This window comes from Bradyrhizobium sp. Ses1, from assembly GCF_059512365.1.
The window spans coordinates 275,219-293,712 of sequence record NZ_JCAMOQ010000002.1 but is presented as its reverse complement, the minus strand read 5'-3'; the positions used below and the strand labels follow the sequence as shown (position 1 = coordinate 293,712).

Sequence of the window (18,494 nt, the reverse complement as noted above, 5' to 3'; positions counted from 1 at the left end):
GGCTTGAAAGGCGGATCGCCGTGGTGCAGATGGAAGCAGGGTCACCAATGGAAGCCGACATGAACGCCCACACCCTGCCGCGCCCAACAACTGAAGTCATCGCCGCTGTGCGCGCGAGGCTCGCCGAACGCCTGGGCGCGCGTGTCACCGTCTCGCAGGCCGTGCTCGACCTGCATAGCCACGGCGAGGGTCTGCCGGCAGTCGGTGTGCCAGACCTCGTGGTCTTTCCCGAGACCAACGAGGAGGTCGCCTTCGTTCTCGCGCTGTGTAACGAACACCGCGTACCGGTCACGCCATTCGGCGCGGGGTCCTCGCTTGAGGGCCAGCTCGCAGCCCTTGCCGGCGGCGTGTCGCTCGACATGACGCGCTTTGACAAAATCCTTGAGGTCACACCGGACTCGCTCGACTGCCGGGTCCAGGCGGGCGTGACGCGCGAAGCGCTGAACGCGCATGTTCGCGACACCGGCCTGTTCTTTCCGGTCGATCCAGGCGCCAACGCCTCGATCGGCGGCATGGCCGCCACGCGGGCCTCCGGCACCAATGCGGTGCGCTATGGCACGATGCGTGAGAATATTCTCGGCCTCACCGTCGTCACGCCCGATGGCCGCATCGTCCGCACCGGTAGCCGCGCGCGGAAGTCATCTGCCGGCCTTGATCTCACCCATCTCTATGTCGGCAGCGAAGGAACGCTCGGCGTCATCACCGAAATCCAGCTCAGGCTTTACGGGCAGCCGGAGACCACTGTTGCGGCCGTCTGCCAGTTTGCCTCGCTTGAGGGCGCTGTCGCCGCTGTCGTGACGGCGCTGCAGTCCAATCTGAAGATGGCGCGCATTGAACTGCTCGACGAGGTGCAGATGCGCGCCGCAATCCGCTATTCGAAGCTGGATTATGTGGAGACGCCGACGCTCTTTCTCGAGTTCCACGGCACGCCGAACGGAGTGCGCGAAGAAGTGGAGATGATGCAAGCGATAACAGCGGATCACGGCGGCGGCGCGTTTCAATTCGCCGAGCGGCCGGAAGACCGGACGCGGTTGTGGAAGGCGCGCCACAATTCCTATCAAGCTGTGATGGCGCTTGAGCCCGGCAAGGCCAATATGGGTACCGATGCCTGCGTGCCGATTTCGGCGCTGCCGGCCTGCCTGTTGGAGACCAAGGCGGACATTGTCGCATCTGGCCTGACGGCGCCGATCGTCGGCCATGTCGGTGATGGCAATTTCCATCTCGGAATCCTGTTCGATCCGAAGGACGCGCAAGAGACTGAGCGCGCCGAGGCGCTCGCCTTTCGCACCGCGCGCCGAGCCATTGCGATGGGAGGCACATGCTCAGGCGAACACGGCGTAGGGCTGCACAAGATCGTGCACATGGAAACGGAGCACGGTGAGGGGGTGGCGCTCATGAAGGCGGTAAAGACGGCGCTGGACCCGAGAGGAATCATGAATCCGGGAAAGATCTACCCGAGCAACTGATTTCCAGTGTGCGCTGTTTGAAGACGAGACGCTCTTTCCGCGCTGGCCTCCAGCAACTACCACTGTGGATTTTCGTCCACGGCGTATTTTGTCGGCGCTTCCGTCAGAAATCAGCAGAGGCGAGGAGGTGCCATTGCGCGACAGATCCAAGCGCAGGAGGTACTGCGAGGACCGTTGGGCTTGGTCCCGCATCGACGATGACCTCATTTGGCGGAACTGCGAAACCTAGTCCGGCCGCTTTCAGCAATGCCTCCTTGAGGGTCCAATAGCGGAGAAACAATCGGGACCGGGATATCTCCGGCGCTTTCCGCAGAGCAGCTTGTTCTTCGGCGGCCAGCACCAGCTCGCTGATGGAATCCAGATGATCTACTTCGCGTAGGAGTTCGACGTCGACCCCGATGGGCATGCGTGCTGCGGCGACGGCAACGGCGCCCCTGGCATGACTGAGGCTGAAGTCGATTTCCTGCGGATCGACCAGAAGGACCGGCTTGCCGTTCGCCGATGGTGCAAACCGCAGCGCATTCGGCGGTCGACCTACTGCATGTCCAAGGATCAGGCGCGCTCCCGCATGGGCGGCCAGATAGCTGCGCCGGTCCTCATGATGCCGGAGTCGCGCCAAGTGGTCCGTCTCCTGCACGTCAAGCAGCGCGGCGCTTTGCTCAAGAGGAAGCGCGGTAGGGCCGGGCGTGGCGCCTTTCTCCGGCGGGGAGACTGCGGCCAGCCAGAACGCGATCTCTGCGGGTGTCGGTCCTTTGACCGGCGTCGGGAGGTTCGGATGGGGCAACCATCGCAGGCGCAACTCATCGTCTTCAGGCGTGACACGCTTGACGGCGATTGCCCAGGCGACCACCGTTGTTGCCTGCAACGCGGTAAGCGATGAGGCGAAACCGTCCTGTCCGGTGCAGGCAGCGTTATTCATGCAAGGTTGGCTAACATCGGCCACCGGTTCTCTTGAACTGAGCGACATCCAGCATTGAGCGGTCCCCCTCAATCAATACACGCGCTCTCTTGGCGGGATTGACTGCACCTCGTTTGAGAGCGGCTGTAAATGCACTGGTCTGTAATCGAGCCGCGCGCGGCCACCATCATCGAGCCAGCACAGGCTGTGCTTCAGCCAATTTTCGTCATCGCGTTTGGGGAAATCTTCCCGCGCATGCGCGCCGCGGCTTTCCTTGCGACCGATCGCTGAATGAAGGCTGACGCTGGCCTGCGCAAGCATGTTGTCCAGTTCGAGTGTTTCGGCCAGATCGGTGTTGAAGATCATCGTGTGATCGGTCACGCCAATGTCATCCCGCATCGTGGCGATCACCTCGTTAAGTTTTGTCAAACCGTCGTCCAGCAGCGCGCCGGTGCGGAATACGGCGCAGTGGCGCTGCATGGTCTGTTGCATGGCGAGCCTGATGTCGCCGGCGACAGCCTTGCCTTTGGCCCACCTGATGCGATCGAGATGCGCGATGGCACGATCGGTCGCCTCGTCGGACGCCGGTGCGTGGCCCTCTTGCGGACGCAGGGTCTCGATCACGCGATGAGCGGCAGCTCGCCCAAACACGATGATGTCGAGAAGCGAATTGGAGCCGAGGCGGTTCGCTCCATGCACGGAAACGCAAGCCGCTTCCCCGATCGCCATCAGTCCTGGGACGACCGTTTCCGGATCGCCATGGCGAGACGTGACGGCTTCGCCATGCAGATTGGTCGGAACTCCGCCCATGTTGTAATGGACGGTGGGCAGCACCGGAATCGGCTGGCGTGTGACGTCGACGCCCGCGAAGATTTTGGCGGTCTCGCTGATGCCCGGCAGGCGCGTGTGCAGGAGTTCCGGATCGAGGTGCTCCAGGTGTAGTTCGATGTAGTCCTTGCGCGGACCGCAGCCACGCCCTTCGTTGATCTCAATCGTCATGGCGCGGCACACGACGTCGCGCCCGGCAAGATCCTTCGCGCTTGGCGCATAACGCTCCATGAAGCGCTCGCCTTCGGAATTGGTGAGATAGCCGCCTTCGCCGCGCGCCCCTTCCGTGATCAGGCAACCGGAGCCGTAGATGCCGCTCGGGTGAAACTGTGTGAATTCCATGTCCTCGAGCGGCAACCCGGCCCTCAGGGCCATCGCGTTGCCGTCGCCGGTAGAGGTGTGGGCGGCGGTGCAGGAGAAGTAGACGCGGCCGTAACCTCCGGTGGCCAGCACAGTGCGGTGAGCATTGAAGCGGTGGATGGTCCCATCTTCCATGTTCCACGCCAACAGGCCACGACAGGCGCCGTCATCATCCATCAGCAGGTCCAGCGCGAAATATTCGATGAAAAACTCCGTGCCGTGCGTCAGACACTGCTGATAGAGCGTATGCAGGATGGCATGGCCTGTCCGATCGGCCGCCGCACAGGTGCGCTGGGCCATCTTCTTTCCGTACTCGATGGTCTGGCCACCAAAGGGACGTTGATAGATCCGACCATCTCCGGTGCGCGAGAAGGGCACCCCATAGTGCTCCAGTTCCAGCACCGCGGGCACGGCTTCGCGGCACATGTATTCGATTGCGTCCTGATCACCGAGCCAGTCGGAGCGCTTGACCGTGTCGTACATGTGAAAGCGCCAATCGTCGCCATCACCCATGTTTCCAAGCGATGCCGCCATGCCGCCCTGTGCGGCGACGGTGTGGCTGCGTGTCGGAAAGACTTTTGTAACGCAGGCGGTCTTGAGGCCTGACGATGCCATTCCCAGTGCCGCGCGCAATCCGGCGCCTCCGGCACCGACGATCACCACATCATAATTGTGGTCGATGATCTCGTACGCTTTAGCCATCCTGCAGTTCTCCCAAATGTGCGAACTGGTCTTTTCTGAGTTCAGCGGTATCCATCCGATCGGCGAAAAGCTTATCGATCTCCGACCGTTCTGGCGACACAACTCAATATGGCGTCGAGCAGGCCAAATTCCATCGGCTTCGCTCTGACCATGCCCATCGCTTCGCGGAGAGATTCCGATATCGTCAAATGAGATGATACGTATCTCATTATTTGAATTTTCAGGATGGAGATCGAGCCTATATCTTCTTGCAACAGATATTCAGCGGATACCGACGTCGTCGCGTGTCGCTGTTCGAAGGACTTGTCTCTTCGCGTTTCGGTCGCAAGTCGGCCAGTCGCATTGCCGGAGGTAAGGATATGAAGCTTCCAACCGTTCTATCGGCCGTCGCCGCGCTAGCCGTTGGTCATGGCGCCCATGCTGCAGCCTTGCCATCGACCTCGGCCACGATCACCTATCATCGCACGCAGGTGGATGGCGTCGGCATCTTCTATCGTGAAGCGGGGCCGAGCGACGCGCCGACGATTGTGCTGTTGCACGGCTTTCCGTCCTCCTCGCGGATGTTCGATACTTTGCTTCCGCTTCTTGCCACGCGCTATCGCCTGATCGCACCTGACTATCCGGGGTTCGGCCAGAGCGAGGCTCCGCCGCCCTCGCGTTTCGCTTACACGTTCGACCATCTCGCTGAGACCACGAACGTCTTGCTCGAGCAGCTCAAGATCAGCCGCTATGTCCTGTACCTGCAGGATTATGGCGGTCCGGTTGGCTACCGCATCATGGTGGCTCATCCCGAGCGGGTGCGCGCGCTTGTGATCCAGAATGCGAACGCCTACAGGGAAGGGCTCGGCGCCAAATGGAGCGGCATTGCGCAATATTGGGCCGATCGTGATGCGCACCCGGAGCAGGTCGACGCTTTCACTTCGCTCGAAGGCGCTAAGGCCCGTCACATCGGCAGCAGCCCCAATCCCGAGCGCTACAATCCCGATACATGGACCGACGAATATGCGTTCCTGTCCCGACCTGGGCAGCGAGAAATCCAGGCGGACCTGCTTTACGACTATCGCATGAACGTGGCTTCTTACCCCGCATGGCAGGCATTTCTGCGCGAGCATAAGCCACCGACGCTCATCGTGTGGGGGCGCTATGATCCATCCTTCATTGCACCGGGCGCGGAGGCGTTCAGGCGCGACCTGCCGGACGCGGAGATTCATCTGTTGGATGCCGGTCACTTCGCGCTAGACGAGAAGGTCGACGATATAGCACGTCTGATGATCGACTTCCTGCCGAAGCAGCCCGAATAGGCTTAACGCCAGCTATACAAGGAGTGAGCGAGTCGACCGTTCATACCCATTACCGAACGGGCCACCCAACGATGTGTCTGTTCTAATTGAAGAAAACATTTAGGTGGGGCATAACCCTCGGCGATTGAAGCGCTGATTGCCCACACTGTTATGACCAGGCCCCGGGTTCCATCCCTCGTCGCATTGAGAGCTTTTGAAGCTGTTGGCCGCACCGGCAGCATGCGTGCCGCTGGCGACGAGTTGGCGGTGAGCCATACGGTCGTGTCGCGTCATATCCAGAACCTGCAGGAAAGCCTCGGCGTCACGCTTGTCCGGGCTCAGGGTCGCGGCGTCATGCTGACCGAACGAGGCTCGTTCCTCTATGAGCAGTTGTCGCAAGCGTTCGACATCATCGCGCGCGCCACGGTTGCGGTACGTCCTCCGTCGCGAACCACGCTTAACATCTGGTGTATTCCCGGCATCGCCAACCGCCGCCTGCTGCAGAGGCTTCCGGAGCTGACGGGCCCGCCGAACCGATGGGAAGTCAACCTGCAGCCAACCTTGTCGCACCCCGATCTCTCGCGCGGTGAGGCCGATGCCGAGATCGTCTATGCCGATGTGATCACCACGCATCTCGATCTTGCGTCCGAGCCCTTGATCCGGCCGAGGGTCTTCCCGGTGGCCAGCCCGAGCTATCTGGCGCGTCATCCCGCCATCACGAGCCTGACGGACTTGGCGTCGATCGCGTTGATCCACGAGGAATCGACGGAGCAATGGGAGCGCTGGTTTCGGCTGGCCGGATTGGTCGATTTGCCGCAGCTCGGCGGCCAACGTCTTTGGCATGCCCACCTCGCCATCGAGGCGGCGCGGCTTGGGCAGGGCGTGGCAATCGCAAATGACGTCCTTGTCGAGGACGACCTTCGCACTGGTGCATTGGTCGAGCTGCTCTCCACCTCCGTCTACATGGGAACGTACCAATTGGTCGCTTTGAAGGAGCGATGGCGCGACCCGGCGATTGTTGCACTGCGGAATTGGCTACAAAATGTGCTGGCCAGCGCACTGATCGGCCCGACTGGTGCATGTGAGTCACCATAGCGCGATAATAAAACTGGTTGTTCGTTCGATACCGCCAACTACGGTCCCCTCAACTTGGGGAAGTAAGAATGGCGCTAAACTCCGAACTGATGTCACGCAGGCAGTCTGCGGTGGTCCGTGGTGTTGGTCATGCCACACCGGTTTTCGCTGATCGGGCACTCAACAGCGAGCTTTGGGACGTCGAGGGACGACGTTACGTCGATTTTGCCGGTGGTATCGCGGTTCTCAACACGGGTCACCGCCATCCGCAGGTGATCAAGGCGGTTCGCGATCAGTTGGATCGCTTTACGCATACCTGTTTCCAGGTCGCTCCGTATGACTCCTATGTTGAGCTCGCCGAGCGTCTCAACGCGCTGGCGCCGATCAGCGGGCCGCTGAAGTCGATACTGCTGACAACCGGTGCCGAGGCCACCGAGAATGCGGTCAAGATCGCTCGTGCGGCAACCGGCCGCAGCGGGGTCATCGCGTTCACCGGAGGCTTCCACGGGCGCACTGCTTTTGCGTCGGTGATGACGGGAAAAGTCGTGCCCTATAAGAAGGGTGTTGTTTCCCCTCTGCCCGGCGTGTGGCATGTACCATTTCCGATCAGTGGCAGCGAGATTAGCGTCGACGACGCGCTGCGCTATATCGGCTTCATTTTCAAGGCCGACATCGATGCGTCCCAGGTGGCGGCGATCATCATCGAGCCTGTGCAAGGCGAAGGCGGCTTCCACCAGGCTCCTCCCGAACTGATGCGTGGGCTGCGCCGCATCTGCGACGAGAATGGGATCGTGCTGATCGCGGACGAGGTTCAGACCGGATTCGGTCGGACTGGAAAAATGTTCGCGATGGAGCACTACGACGTCAAGCCAGACCTCATCTGTGTCGCGAAGAGCCTTGCCGGTGGCTTGCCGCTATCTGGCGTGATCGGGCGTGCCGCGATCATGGACGCGGCGGAGCCGGGTGGCCTCGGCGGCACCTATGCCGGTCATCCGCTGGCGTGCGCGGCTGCGCTTGCGGTGCTCGATGTGTTCGAACAGGAGAACCTTCTCGCGCGCGCCAATGAGATCGGTGCGCGCTTGCGCGATGCGATCGATCGCTTTGCCCAGGCCAATCATCTGCTGCCGATTTCCCGGGCTCGCGGATTGGGCGCGATGATCGCCTTCGATGTGCTCAAGCAGCGGGGGAGCAACGAGCCGGACGCCGAAGCCACCAGTCAGGTCACCAGGCTTGCGCACCAGAACGGCCTGATCCTGCTGTCCTGCGGCACGACCGCGAACACGATTCGGATTCTGGTCCCGCTCACGGCATCGGACGACATTGTGGACGAGGGGCTTTCGATCCTGGAATCCTGCCTCGTCGCCTGAACCCCGCTACCGACGAACATCAACCAGACCAACAACGAGCACTCGGGTGAAATAACCCCTGCGAACAGGAGACGACCTTGGAAACTGAGCTGACCAAGACCAATAGCCTCGCGGAGGAATTGCGGGCTGCCGTCGATCGCAACTTTGACGACCAGGTGGCCTTTCTCGCGCGCCTGGTACAATTCCGCAGTCTCCGCGGTCAGGAGGCTCCGCTCCAGGCCTGGATGGCCGAGCGCCTGGCCGAGCGCGGCTACAAGGTCGATGCTTTCAGTCTCGCCGACGTCGATCTGATGAGCCATCCGAAGGCGGCTCCGATGGACGGGATCGATCTTGCCGGCTCGAGGCAAGTTGTGGCGACTTATGAGGGAGGCGGGAAGGGGCGCAGCCTGATCCTCCAGGGTCATATCGACGTGGTGCCGGAAGGCCCGGCGGATTTCTGGGATTTTCCGCCATTTGACGGCGTGGTGCGCGACGGCTGGATGCACGGCCGCGGCGCTCAGGACATGAAGGCCGGCGTGTCGGCGATGATTTTTGCGCTCGATGCGATCCGGGCCGCGGGCTACGCGCCGCAGGGCCGCATCCACGTGCAGACCGTCACCGAGGAAGAAAGCACCGGCAACGGCGCGCTGTCGACGTTGATGCGCGGCTATCGCGCCGACGCGTGCCTCATCCCCGAGCCGATCGGCCAAAAGCTCTTGCGCGCGCAGGTCGGCGCGATCTGGTTCCGCGTGCGAGTGCGAGGCACGCCGGCCCATGTCGCCTACTCCGAGACAGGCACCAGCGCCATTTTGTCGGCCATGCACGTGATCCGTGCGTTCCAGGACTACACCAAGCGGCTCAACGAACAGGCCGTGGATCATCCGTGGTTCAAGACCGTCAAATCGCCGATCAAGTTCAACGTCGGCATCATCAAGGGCGGCGATTGGGCAAGCTCGACGGCGGCCTGGTGCGAGTTCGACTGCCGGCTCGGCCTGCTTCCCGGCACTAGCCCGCAGGAGGCGATGCGTGGCATCGAGAAGTGCCTGGCCGACGCACAGGCCACCGACAGCTTCCTGTCCAGCAATCCGGCTGAACTGATCTGGAGCGGCTTCCAGGCAGATCCGTCGGTCTTGGAGCCCGGAAGCGAAGCCGAGCAGGTGCTCTCCTCGGTGCATCAGGTGGTCTTCAACGAGCCGATGCAGTTGCAGATCGGCACCGCCGTTACCGATACGCGCTACTACAACGTCGACTATGGAATTCCGGCGCTGTGCTACGGCCATTACGGCATCGGGCCGCATGCGTTCAATGAGCGCGTCGATCTCGAAAGCGTCCGCAAGATCACACTGAGCATCGCGCTCTTCGTCGCCAACTGGTGCGGATTGAAGAAGCTGTGATGGTCGCCGCCGCATCTGCGGCCGGCGCGTCTCGTCCAGAGAGCCATGTCAACAGGAAGGGGGGATATCATGGGAATGAACAGGCGTGAATTCGGCAAGTTGGGACTGGCCGCGGGAATGGCTAGCGTCGCGGGGATCCCGCTCGGCTTGCACCGTGCCGCGGGGCAGACGCGCGGCGGCACGCTCAGCACGATTACCCATCCGGAGCCGGCCATGCTGGTCTCCGCGATCAGCCAGCTCCAGCCGACGCTGACGATCTGCGGCAAGATCTACGAGAGCCTGCTTCGCTACGACTTTGACCTGAAACCGATCCCCGGCCTGGCGCAATCCTGGAGCGCCTCTCCCGACGGGTTGACCTATACGTTCAAGCTGTTCCCGAACATCACCTTCCACGACGGCAAGCCGCTGACGGCCGACGACGTCATCTTCTCGATGACCAAGATCCTGCCCGAGACCCACGCGCGGGCCCGGCCGATATTCACCCGCATCGATAGCGCCGAAGCTCCCGATCCGCTGACGGTCGTGTTCAAGCTCAAGTCGCCGTTTTCTCCGTTCCTCGGAGCATTCGATTGCACCACGGCGCCGATCCTGCCGAAGCACATCTACGAAGGCACCGACTTCAAGACCAATCCTGCGAATGACAAGGCGATCGGCTGCGGTCCCTTCAAGCTGAAGGAATGGGTGCGGGGATCGCACATTCACCTGGTCAAGCACGACGGCTATTATCGCGCCGGTGAACCTCATATCGACGAGATTATCTACCGCGTCATTCCGGACGCAGCGGCGCGTTCGGTCGCGCTCGAGCAGGGAACCGTCAAGCTGACGCAGTGGAGCGACATCGAGCAGTACGATGTGGCTCGCCTCACCAAGCTGCCCCATCTCGACATGACGACGAAGGGATATGAGTACTTCGCGCCACATCTGTGGCTCGAGCTGAACAATCGCATCGCGCCGATGAATGACAAGCGCTTCCGTCAGGCGGTGATGTACGCCATCGACCGCAAGGCTCTGCTCCAGCGTGTCTACTTCGGTCTCGGCAAGGTTGCGACCGGTCCGATCTCGTCGAAGACCCGGTTCTACGACAAGAACGTAAAGCAGTACGAATACTCACCGGACAAGGCAAAAGCTCTTCTCGACGAGATGGGATTGAAGCCGGGCGCCGATGGCAAGCGGATCACCGTTCCGTTCCTGGTCACGCCATCGGGCGAGCTCTATCGTCGCGTCGCAGAGTTCTTGCGCCAGTCGCTGCTGCGGGTCGGAATCGACCTGCAGTTTGAAGGCACCGATGTCGCGGGCTGGATCCAGAAGGTCAGCAACGGGGAGTATTCGATGACGACGAATCTCGTCTATCAGCTCGGAGATCCCGCTATCGGCGTATCGCGCACCTACATTTCGTCGAACATCCGCAAGGGCATCATGTTCTCCAACACGGCCGGATATTCAAATCCGGAAGTCGATCGTCTTTTCGAGGAAGCTGCGACCGCTTCGCCGGACGAGAAGCGGCAGGAACTGTACAGCGCGGTGCAGAAGGCTCTGGTCGAGGATGTGCCGATCGTGTGGCTGCTCGAACAGGACTTTCCGACGTTTACAGACAAGAAGCTCAAGAATGTGACCACGACCGCCATCGGCGTTCACGAAACCTTCGGCGCGGTCCGGTTCGAATGAGCGTCGTCGCCATCACCCGGTACGGAGGCCGCTTGTCGGCCTACGTGCTGGGCATCGCCTACGGAGCGGTGAAGATCATCGGCGTGATCCTGGTTATCGCGACCTTCAACTTTATTCTCGTTCACGCGGCGCCCGGCGACCCGGCGCAGGTGATCGCAGGACAAAGCGGTGCTGCCGACGAAACATTGCTCCGCCAGATACGATCGGCCTATGGCCTCGATCAGCCGTACCTGGTGCAACTGGCGAGCTCCCTGAAGAAGACGCTGACGCTTGATCTCGGCTATTCCTATCGGCAACAGCGGACCGTGTTGTCGCTGCTGCTCGAGCGGCTGCCCGCGACCTTGCTGCTCACGGGTACGGCGTTCATCCTGTCCCTGGTCTTCGGTACGGCGTTAGGAACGATAGCCGGCACACGTGCGGGAAAATGGTCCGACACGTTCTTTACGATCGTCTCGCTGCTGCTCTATGCCTTGCCGGTGTTTTGGCTTGGCCTGATGCTCGTGCTGTTGTTTTCCGTGCAGCTCAATTGGCTTCCGCCATTCGGCTACGTGACCGTCGGCGTCGAGATGACGGCGTGGCAGCGCATCGCGGACATTGCCTCGCACATGGTCCTGCCGACCTTGTCACTGGCCGCTGTCTATCTCGCGATCTACGCCAGGCTGATGCGTTCCTCGATCATCGAGGTCAAGCAGCAGGATTTCATCAAGACGGCGCGGGCCAAGGGCGTGACCGAGTCCCGGATCGTGATGCACCATCTGCTTCGCAACGCGATCCTGCCCGTTATCACGGTCGCCGGAATGCAGGCCGGCGCGGTGGTTGGCGGCGCGGTTGTTGTCGAGACCGTGTTCGCCTGGCCCGGCCTGGGGCGGCTGATCTATGACGCCGTGCTGCAGCGCGACTATCCGGTCATGCAAGGCATCTTCCTGGTCATGTCGATTGTGGTGATCGGGCTGAACCTGCTCACCGAGGCGGTCTATCGCATGGTGGATCCGCGCATCTCCGTACGAAGTGTGAGGTGAGGCGGCCGTGAAGAACCTGGCATCCTTTCTTCGGCATCCGGCCGGCGTCATCGGACTGGTCATCCTGACCGGAGTCGTTGTGCTGGCCATCGTGGCGCCGACCCTGTTTCCCGTCGATCCCTGGGATATGGTGGCCGCGCCGTTCCAGCCGCCGTTCGACGGCGAGACGTGGCTCGGTTCCGACATGCTCGGCCGCGACGTCGCCGCCTGCATCGCCTATGGCGCGCGGGTCTCGCTTCTCATAGGCGTCTCGTCGACACTTGCCGCGCTCACGATCGGCGTCACCGTGGGAGCCGTTGCCGGCTATTTCGGCGGCCGCGTCGACGACTTTCTGATGCGCTTCGTCGAGTTGTTCCAGACGATTCCTGGCTTCATTCTTGCCATCCTGCTGGTGGCGACGCTCGGACCTTCTCTGACCAACGTGATCCTCGCGATCGGCGCTGTGAGCTGGCCGCAGCTCGCCCGGCTGACGCGCGCCGAGTTTCTGCGGCTGCGGAGCCGGGAGTTCGTGCAGGCCGCGGTCTGTCAGGGGCAGCCGCCGATGTCGGTGGTGTTGCGCCATATCCTGCCGAACGCGGTGTCGCCGATCATCGTGACCGGCTCGTTGATGATCGCCAGTTCGATCCTGATCGAAAGTGCGCTGAGCTTCATGGGGCTCGGTGACCCCAATCTGATGTCGTGGGGATTCATGATCGGCGCGTCCCGTTCGGTGATGCGTCAAGCGTGGTGGATGAGCGTGTTCCCCGGTGTAGCCATCTTCCTCACCGTGCTGGCGATCAACCTCGTTGGCGAAGGACTGAACGATACCCTGAACCCGAGACTGTCGCGGAAGGCGCGAGGTGCATGACGGACGAACCGCTGCTTGCAATCGAAAATCTGTCCGTTGCTTTGCCAAAGGGCGGCGACCGGCAGTTCGCGGTGGAAAACGTCTCGCTCGCCGTGCGTCGGAACGAGATCGTTTGCTTGGTCGGCGAGTCCGGCTCGGGTAAGTCGATCACCGCGCACGCCGTGCTCAGGCTGTTGCCGCCGGCTCTTCACGTCGCCGGCGGTGCCATCCGTTTCAAGGATACGGACCTCGCGACAGCGGATGAAGGGGCAATGCGGGCGCTGCGGGGCGGCCCGATATCCATGATCTTCCAGGAGCCGCTCAGCGCGCTCAATCCGCTGACGCGTGTCGGTCAGCAGATCGCGGAAGCCATCGTCACGCACGCCGGCGCGAAGCTGTACCGTTCCGAGCTGGACGCGCGGGTCGTCGAACTGATCGCGGCGGTCGGCCTGCCCGATCCTCCGGCGCTCGCCCGCAGCTATCCATTCCAGCTCTCCGGCGGTCAGCGCCAGCGCATCATGATCGCGATCGCGATGGCAAACGAGCCGGCACTGCTGCTCGCCGACGAGCCGACCACCGCACTCGACGTCACCACGCAAAAGCAAATCCTCGGCTTGATCCGGAAGTTGCAGGCCGAGCGGGGAATGGGCGTCCTGTTCATCACGCACGACTTTGGTGTCGTCGCCGACATAGCCGACCGTGTCGTTGTCATGCGCAACGGCTGTGTGGTCGAGCAGGGCACGGTCGATGAGGTGCTTCGCGCCCCCAAGAATGACTACACCAAGGCGCTCATTGCGGCAGTGCCGGGCGGGCGCCCCCCAACGGCGCACAGCCAGGCGCTGGGCAGCGATCCATTGTTGGAAGCCCGCGGTCTCAACAAGGTATTCGCGTCGCGTCAGGGCGCGTTCAGGCCGGTGCGACGGGTATCGGCCGTGCAGGACGTCGCTCTCACGCTGCGGCCGCGCGAGACCGTCGCCGTCGTTGGTGAGTCCGGATCGGGCAAATCGACGCTCGCGCGCATGATCATGCGGCTGATCGAGCCCGACACCGGTTCGATCGATTTTGATGGGGGCGACTTTCTCAAACTGAAAGGCGCACAATTGCGCGCGATGCGCCGCAAGGTGCAGATCGTCTTTCAGGATCCCTTTGCAGCCCTCGATCCACGACAGAAGGTCGGCGAAGCCATCGCGCGCGGACCGATGACCTATGGAACGCCGCCAATCGAGGCGATTGCGGACGCAAAGCGGTTGTTGGCGCGAGTTGGGCTGAAGGAGAGCGCATATGAACGCTATCCTCATGAATTCTCCGGCGGGCAACGCCAGCGTATCTGTATCGCGCGCGCCATCGCGTTGAAGCCGCTGGTGCTGGTCGCGGACGAGGCCGTTTCGGCGCTCGACGTTTCCGTGCAACAGCACATTCTGGAGCTATTGGCCGAGCTGCGCGAAGAAATGAACCTCGCAATGCTGTTCATCACGCATGACCTGCGTGTCGCATCGGAGATCGCCGACAGGATCGTCGTGATGCGGCGCGGCGAAATCGTCGAGCAGGGTGAGACGCAATCGGTATTCGGCGCGCCGCAGCACGCTTACACCCGCGAGCTGCTCGAGGCCATTCCTGGGCGTTCGTTGTTCGGCAGGCCTCACGAGCCGTCGGCCAACGTATGTTTCGCCTAGGCGCTCGCGAACGGGAAACACGGGGCGCAATGACATGAAAACTGGTGCGGATCATCTCTGCGACGCGCTGCTCGCGCTTGGCGTCGATACCTGCTTCGCCAATCCGGGCACGTCGGAGATGCACTTTGTCGCCGCGCTCGATCGTCGGCAGGACATGCGCTGCGTGCTTGGGCTGTTCGAGGGCGTCGTCACCGGAGCTGCCGATGGCTATGGCCGGATGACGGACCGGCCCGCGGCGACCCTGCTGCATCTCGGCCCCGGTCTGGCGAACGGGCTCGCCAACCTGCACAACGCCAGGCGCGCCGGCACGCCGATCATCAATATCGTCGGCGAGCATTCGACCGCGCATCTTCCGCTCGACGCGCCGCTGACGAGCGACATCGAAACGCTCGCCCGGCCGATGTCGGCGTTCGTGCGCCGGATCGGCAGTGCCGCCTCGATCGAGCAGGATGTCGCGGATGCCTGGGACGCAAGCTTGGCGAACGGCATCGCGACGCTGCTCTTGCCGGCGGATATGGCCTGGTCGGAGCGATCAGCCGCGGCTCCGCTCGCCAGGCGTTCGCCGCCGCCGCGGCGCGAAGTCGATCCGGACAAGTTCAAGGCGGTCGTCGATCGTTTGCGCCGCGGTTGCAAGGCGGCGCTGATGTTGTCTGGGCAGGCTTTGCGCGCCGATGCGCTTGCCGATGCCGAAAGGATTTGCGCCAAGACCGGCGCGCGGCTGTTTGCACAGGGCGTCAACGGGCGCATCGAGCGCGGGCGCGGTCGGGCGCCGATCGAGAAGATATCCTTCGCCTGGGAGCCGGGTCGTGCCGCATTGGCAGGGCTCGATATGATCGTGCTGATCGGCGCCAAGGAGCCGGTCACGTTCTTTGGCTACCCAACCCAGTCGGGTCGCCTCGCACCTGAGGGGTGCAGCGTGGTCGAGCTCGGTGGGCTCGGTCACGATCTGAAGGGAATTCTCGCCCATCTTGCGGAAGCTGTCGGCGCCAAGTCGACGGCAGGTGTGCAGACGAGCGAGCTGCCGCCAGCCGAGATGTCCTTCCAGGCCGACGGTCCTCTGACCGCCGAAATGATCAATCGCGTGGTTGCCGCGAAGCTGCCGAAGAACGCGATCGTGTGCGACGAGGCGATCACGTCCTCCGGCTTCTACGAGCTGTCCTACAACGCGCCCGCGCACGACTATCTCCAGATTACGGGCGGCGCCATCGGCATCGGAGTGCCGATGGCGGCGGGGGCCGCGATCGCCTGTCCGGGAAGGAAGGTCATCTCGCTTCAGGCTGATGGCAGCGGCCTCTACACGCTTCAGGGGCTCTGGACGCAAGCACGCGAGAAGCTCGATATCGTCACCATCGTCTTTGCCAACCGCGGCTATGCAATCCTCCACGGCGAAATGCGCAAGGTTGGCGTCGCCAACCCCGGCCAGAATGCCCGCCGCATGCTCGACATCGAGGATCCCGAGATCGATTGGGTCAAGCTTGCCGGCGGCATGGGCGTAGCTGCGGAACGCGTGACGACCGTTCAGCGTTTCGCTGAAGTGTTCGATGCTGCGCTTCGACAGCGCGGGCCGTTCGTTATCGAGGCATCGTTGCTGTAACTCTTGAGGCGATTGATAGACGGGGCAACCTCGCATGACGCATTCCAACGCGACCGATCATAACGAGGCCTTCGCGACGCACAGTGCGCATTGGGGAGCGTTTTCGGCGCGCTGGGATGGTCAGGATGTCGCGATCCTGCCTTACGGCGGCGATCCTGCGCCATCGCCGATCCTCGGTAACTTCAAAGGTGCCTTGCGCCACAAGGCGCGTATCCTCAAGCCGATGGTCCGCCGCAACTGGCTCGAGCATGGGCCAGGCCCGCAGCGGCGCGAAATCGGCGACGATTTCGTCGAATGCGGGTGGGACACCGCGCTCGATCTGCTCGCCGGCGAGCTCGCGCGCGTTCGCGACAATTTCGGCCCGCGCGCAATCTATGGAGGCTCGTACGGCTGGGCCAGCGCGGGACGTTTTCATCATGCGCAAAGCCAGATCCACCGCTTTCTCAACCTGGTTTGCGGGGGCTATGTGCGTTCGGTCAACAGCTATAGCGCCGGCGCGTCGTCAGTGATTCTGCCGCATGTGATGGGGCCGTTCGAGGCGCTTTCGCGCCGCAACGTCACCTGGGACCAGCTACGGACCCACACTGAAATCGTGCTCGCGTTCGGCGGCATGCCGATCAAGAACTCGATGATCGCCAGCGGCGGGCTGAGCCGGCACGTCGAGCCCGACGCCATGCGCGAGGCGGTCAAGCGAGGCACGCGGTTCATCTCGATCAGCCCGTTGCGCGACGATTTCCCGCCCGAGGCCAGGGCCGAGTGGATTCCGATTCGTCCGGGCACCGACGTTGCCGTGATGCTCGCGATGGCGCACACCTTGCTCGCGGAAAATCTTTGCGACCGTGCGTTTGTCGACCGCTACACGACCGGCTTCGACGTGTTCGAGCGCTATCTTCGCGGTGACCGCGACGGACAGCCCAAGCATGCCGATTGGGCTGCCGCAATCAGCGGAATTGCGGCCGACACGATCAGGGATATCGCGCGCTCCCTTGTGCATGGCCGCAGCCTCATTGCCGTGGCCCATGCGCTGCAGCGGGCGCAATATGGCGAGCAGCCGGTGTGGGCCGCTGCAGTCCTTGCCGCAATGGCCGGTCAGATCGGCCTGCCCGGCGGCGGCTACAATTATGCGCTCGGCGCGATGGGGCACACCGGCCGCCGTGTCAACGCCGTGCCGATTCCGACCATGCCACAAGGCACCAACCCGGTTCGCGAGTTCATTCCGGTGGCGCGGATTTCCGACATGCTGCTGAATCCGGGCGCGCCATTCGCATATAACGGCAGCGAACTGCGCTATCCCGACATCAAGCTCGTCTATTGGGCGGGCGGCAACCCGTTCCATCATCATCAGGATATTCATCGTCTGCGTCAGGCATTCGCGCGCCCCGATACGATCGTGGTCCATGAACTCGCCTGGACCGCGATGGCACGGTCCGCCGACATTGTGCTGCCTGCGACGATGACGCTGGAGCGCGATGATATCGGCGCGGCGGCGACCGATCCGCGCCTGATCGCGATGCGCAAGGTTGCGCCCCCGGTCGGTGAAGCGCGTGACGACTTCGCGATTCTCTGCGATCTCGCCGAACGCCTTAGCGCCGCAGAAGTCTTTGCCGAAGGACGCGATGCCGCGCAGTGGATGCGCCATCTGTATGAGCCGACGCGGCGGGCCCTGGCCGGCCGCGGCTGGGAGGCGCCAGATTTCGAGGAGTTTTGGGATCGCGGCGAACTGGCGCTTCCGTCGGAACCGGACGACGGAGGCATCCTGCGTCGTTTTCGAACGGAGCCAGAGGTAAATCCGCTGCCGACGCCCAGCGGCAAGATCGAGATATTCTCCAAGACGATCGCCGGCTACGGCTATGACGATTGCCCGGGCCACCCGACCTGGCTCGCCTCGACCGAGCAGCCGGACGCGACGGCTCCATTGTGGCTGGTTGCCAATCAGCCGGCGACGCGACTTCATGGCCAGCTCGATTTCGGTGACTATAGCCAGTCCCGGAAGATCGAGGGCAGGGAAGTCGCGCGGATGCATCCGGACGATGCCGCGCCGCGCGGGATCGTCGACGGCGATGTCATCAGGATATTCAACGCGCGCGGCGCCTGCCTCGCGGCGGTTAAGGTGACCGACGACGTCATGCGGGGCGTGGTCAATTTGCCGACTGGCGCCTGGTACGATCCCGCCCCTGATGGCGCGGAGAATCCGCTTTGCCTCCATGGCAATCCCAATGTGCTGACGCGCGACGTCGGCACGTCACGGCTGGCTCAAGGATGCTGCGGGCAAATCACTGTCGTCGATTGCGAGAAGTTCGTCGGAACGGCTCCGGCCGTCCGAGCCTATGAGCCGCCGATTCCCGTGAAATCTCGCTCGCGATAGTGGC

General features: G+C 62.7%; 13 protein-coding genes. 11 read left to right on the top strand and 2 right to left on the bottom strand.

Annotated features, from left to right (window positions below):
* The first annotated feature begins 59 nt into the window (after positions 1–59).
* On the top strand, positions 60–1,466 hold the full coding sequence (locus AC5ZG5_RS04285) for an FAD-binding oxidoreductase (protein ID WP_456641142.1): 1,407 nt from the start codon (positions 60–62) through the stop codon (positions 1,464–1,466).
* 103 nt (positions 1,467–1,569) lie between these two features.
* Here the strand turns inward: AC5ZG5_RS04285 and AC5ZG5_RS04280 are convergent, their stop codons facing one another.
* The gene (locus AC5ZG5_RS04280) at positions 1,570–2,433 is read right to left on the bottom strand and encodes a 4'-phosphopantetheinyl transferase family protein (protein WP_456641141.1); all 864 of its coding nucleotides are present in this window, start codon (positions 2,431–2,433) and stop codon (positions 1,570–1,572) included.
* Between the two features lie 24 nt (positions 2,434–2,457).
* Entirely contained in the window at positions 2,458–4,254 is a 1,797-nt protein-coding gene (gene sdhA, locus AC5ZG5_RS04275) for a succinate dehydrogenase flavoprotein subunit (protein WP_456641140.1), read from the bottom strand.
* 359 nt (positions 4,255–4,613) lie between these two features.
* Here sdhA and AC5ZG5_RS04270 point away from each other — a divergent pair, with 359 nt between their 5' ends.
* The 10 genes from AC5ZG5_RS04270 to AC5ZG5_RS04225 all read left to right on the top strand — a co-directional run bounded on the left by AC5ZG5_RS04270 (position 4,614) and on the right by AC5ZG5_RS04225 (position 18,490).
* Complete coding sequence (locus AC5ZG5_RS04270; protein WP_456641139.1) at positions 4,614–5,555, top strand: alpha/beta fold hydrolase; 942 nt, start codon at positions 4,614–4,616, stop codon at positions 5,553–5,555.
* 150 nt (positions 5,556–5,705) lie between these two features.
* Positions 5,706–6,629 carry a LysR substrate-binding domain-containing protein gene (locus tag AC5ZG5_RS04265; protein WP_130224168.1) on the top strand — a complete coding sequence of 308 codons (924 nt, stop codon included), beginning with the start codon at positions 5,706–5,708 and terminating at the stop codon, positions 6,627–6,629.
* A 68-nt stretch (positions 6,630–6,697) separates the two neighbouring features.
* Complete coding sequence (gene gabT / locus AC5ZG5_RS04260) at positions 6,698–7,975, top strand: 4-aminobutyrate--2-oxoglutarate transaminase (RefSeq protein ID WP_456641138.1); 1,278 nt, start codon at positions 6,698–6,700, stop codon at positions 7,973–7,975.
* Between the two features lie 77 nt (positions 7,976–8,052).
* Positions 8,053–9,348, top strand: coding sequence for an ArgE/DapE family deacylase (locus AC5ZG5_RS04255; RefSeq protein WP_130224172.1), 1,296 nt, complete (start codon positions 8,053–8,055; stop codon positions 9,346–9,348).
* 75 nt (positions 9,349–9,423) lie between these two features.
* Positions 9,424–11,013 (top strand): ABC transporter substrate-binding protein, encoded by a 1,590-nt coding sequence (locus AC5ZG5_RS04250; protein ID WP_456641137.1) that lies wholly within the window; start codon positions 9,424–9,426, stop codon positions 11,011–11,013.
* The gene (locus AC5ZG5_RS04245; RefSeq protein ID WP_028162035.1) at positions 11,010–12,032 is read left to right on the top strand and encodes an ABC transporter permease; all 1,023 of its coding nucleotides are present in this window, start codon (positions 11,010–11,012) and stop codon (positions 12,030–12,032) included. Before AC5ZG5_RS04250 ends, AC5ZG5_RS04245 begins: the two co-directional genes overlap by 4 nt.
* Before the next feature lie 7 nt (positions 12,033–12,039).
* Positions 12,040–12,879 carry an ABC transporter permease gene (locus AC5ZG5_RS04240; RefSeq protein WP_456641136.1) on the top strand — a complete coding sequence of 280 codons (840 nt, stop codon included), beginning with the start codon at positions 12,040–12,042 and terminating at the stop codon, positions 12,877–12,879.
* Positions 12,876–14,531 (top strand): ABC transporter ATP-binding protein, encoded by a 1,656-nt coding sequence (locus AC5ZG5_RS04235; RefSeq protein ID WP_456641135.1) that lies wholly within the window; start codon positions 12,876–12,878, stop codon positions 14,529–14,531. Before AC5ZG5_RS04240 ends, AC5ZG5_RS04235 begins: the two co-directional genes overlap by 4 nt.
* Positions 14,532–14,565: 34 nt before the next feature.
* Complete coding sequence (locus AC5ZG5_RS04230; protein ID WP_456641134.1) at positions 14,566–16,125, top strand: acetolactate synthase large subunit; 1,560 nt, start codon at positions 14,566–14,568, stop codon at positions 16,123–16,125.
* 34 nt (positions 16,126–16,159) lie between these two features.
* On the top strand, positions 16,160–18,490 hold the full coding sequence (locus tag AC5ZG5_RS04225; protein WP_456641133.1) for a molybdopterin guanine dinucleotide-containing S/N-oxide reductase: 2,331 nt from the start codon (positions 16,160–16,162) through the stop codon (positions 18,488–18,490).
* Positions 18,491–18,494 lie beyond the last annotated feature (4 nt).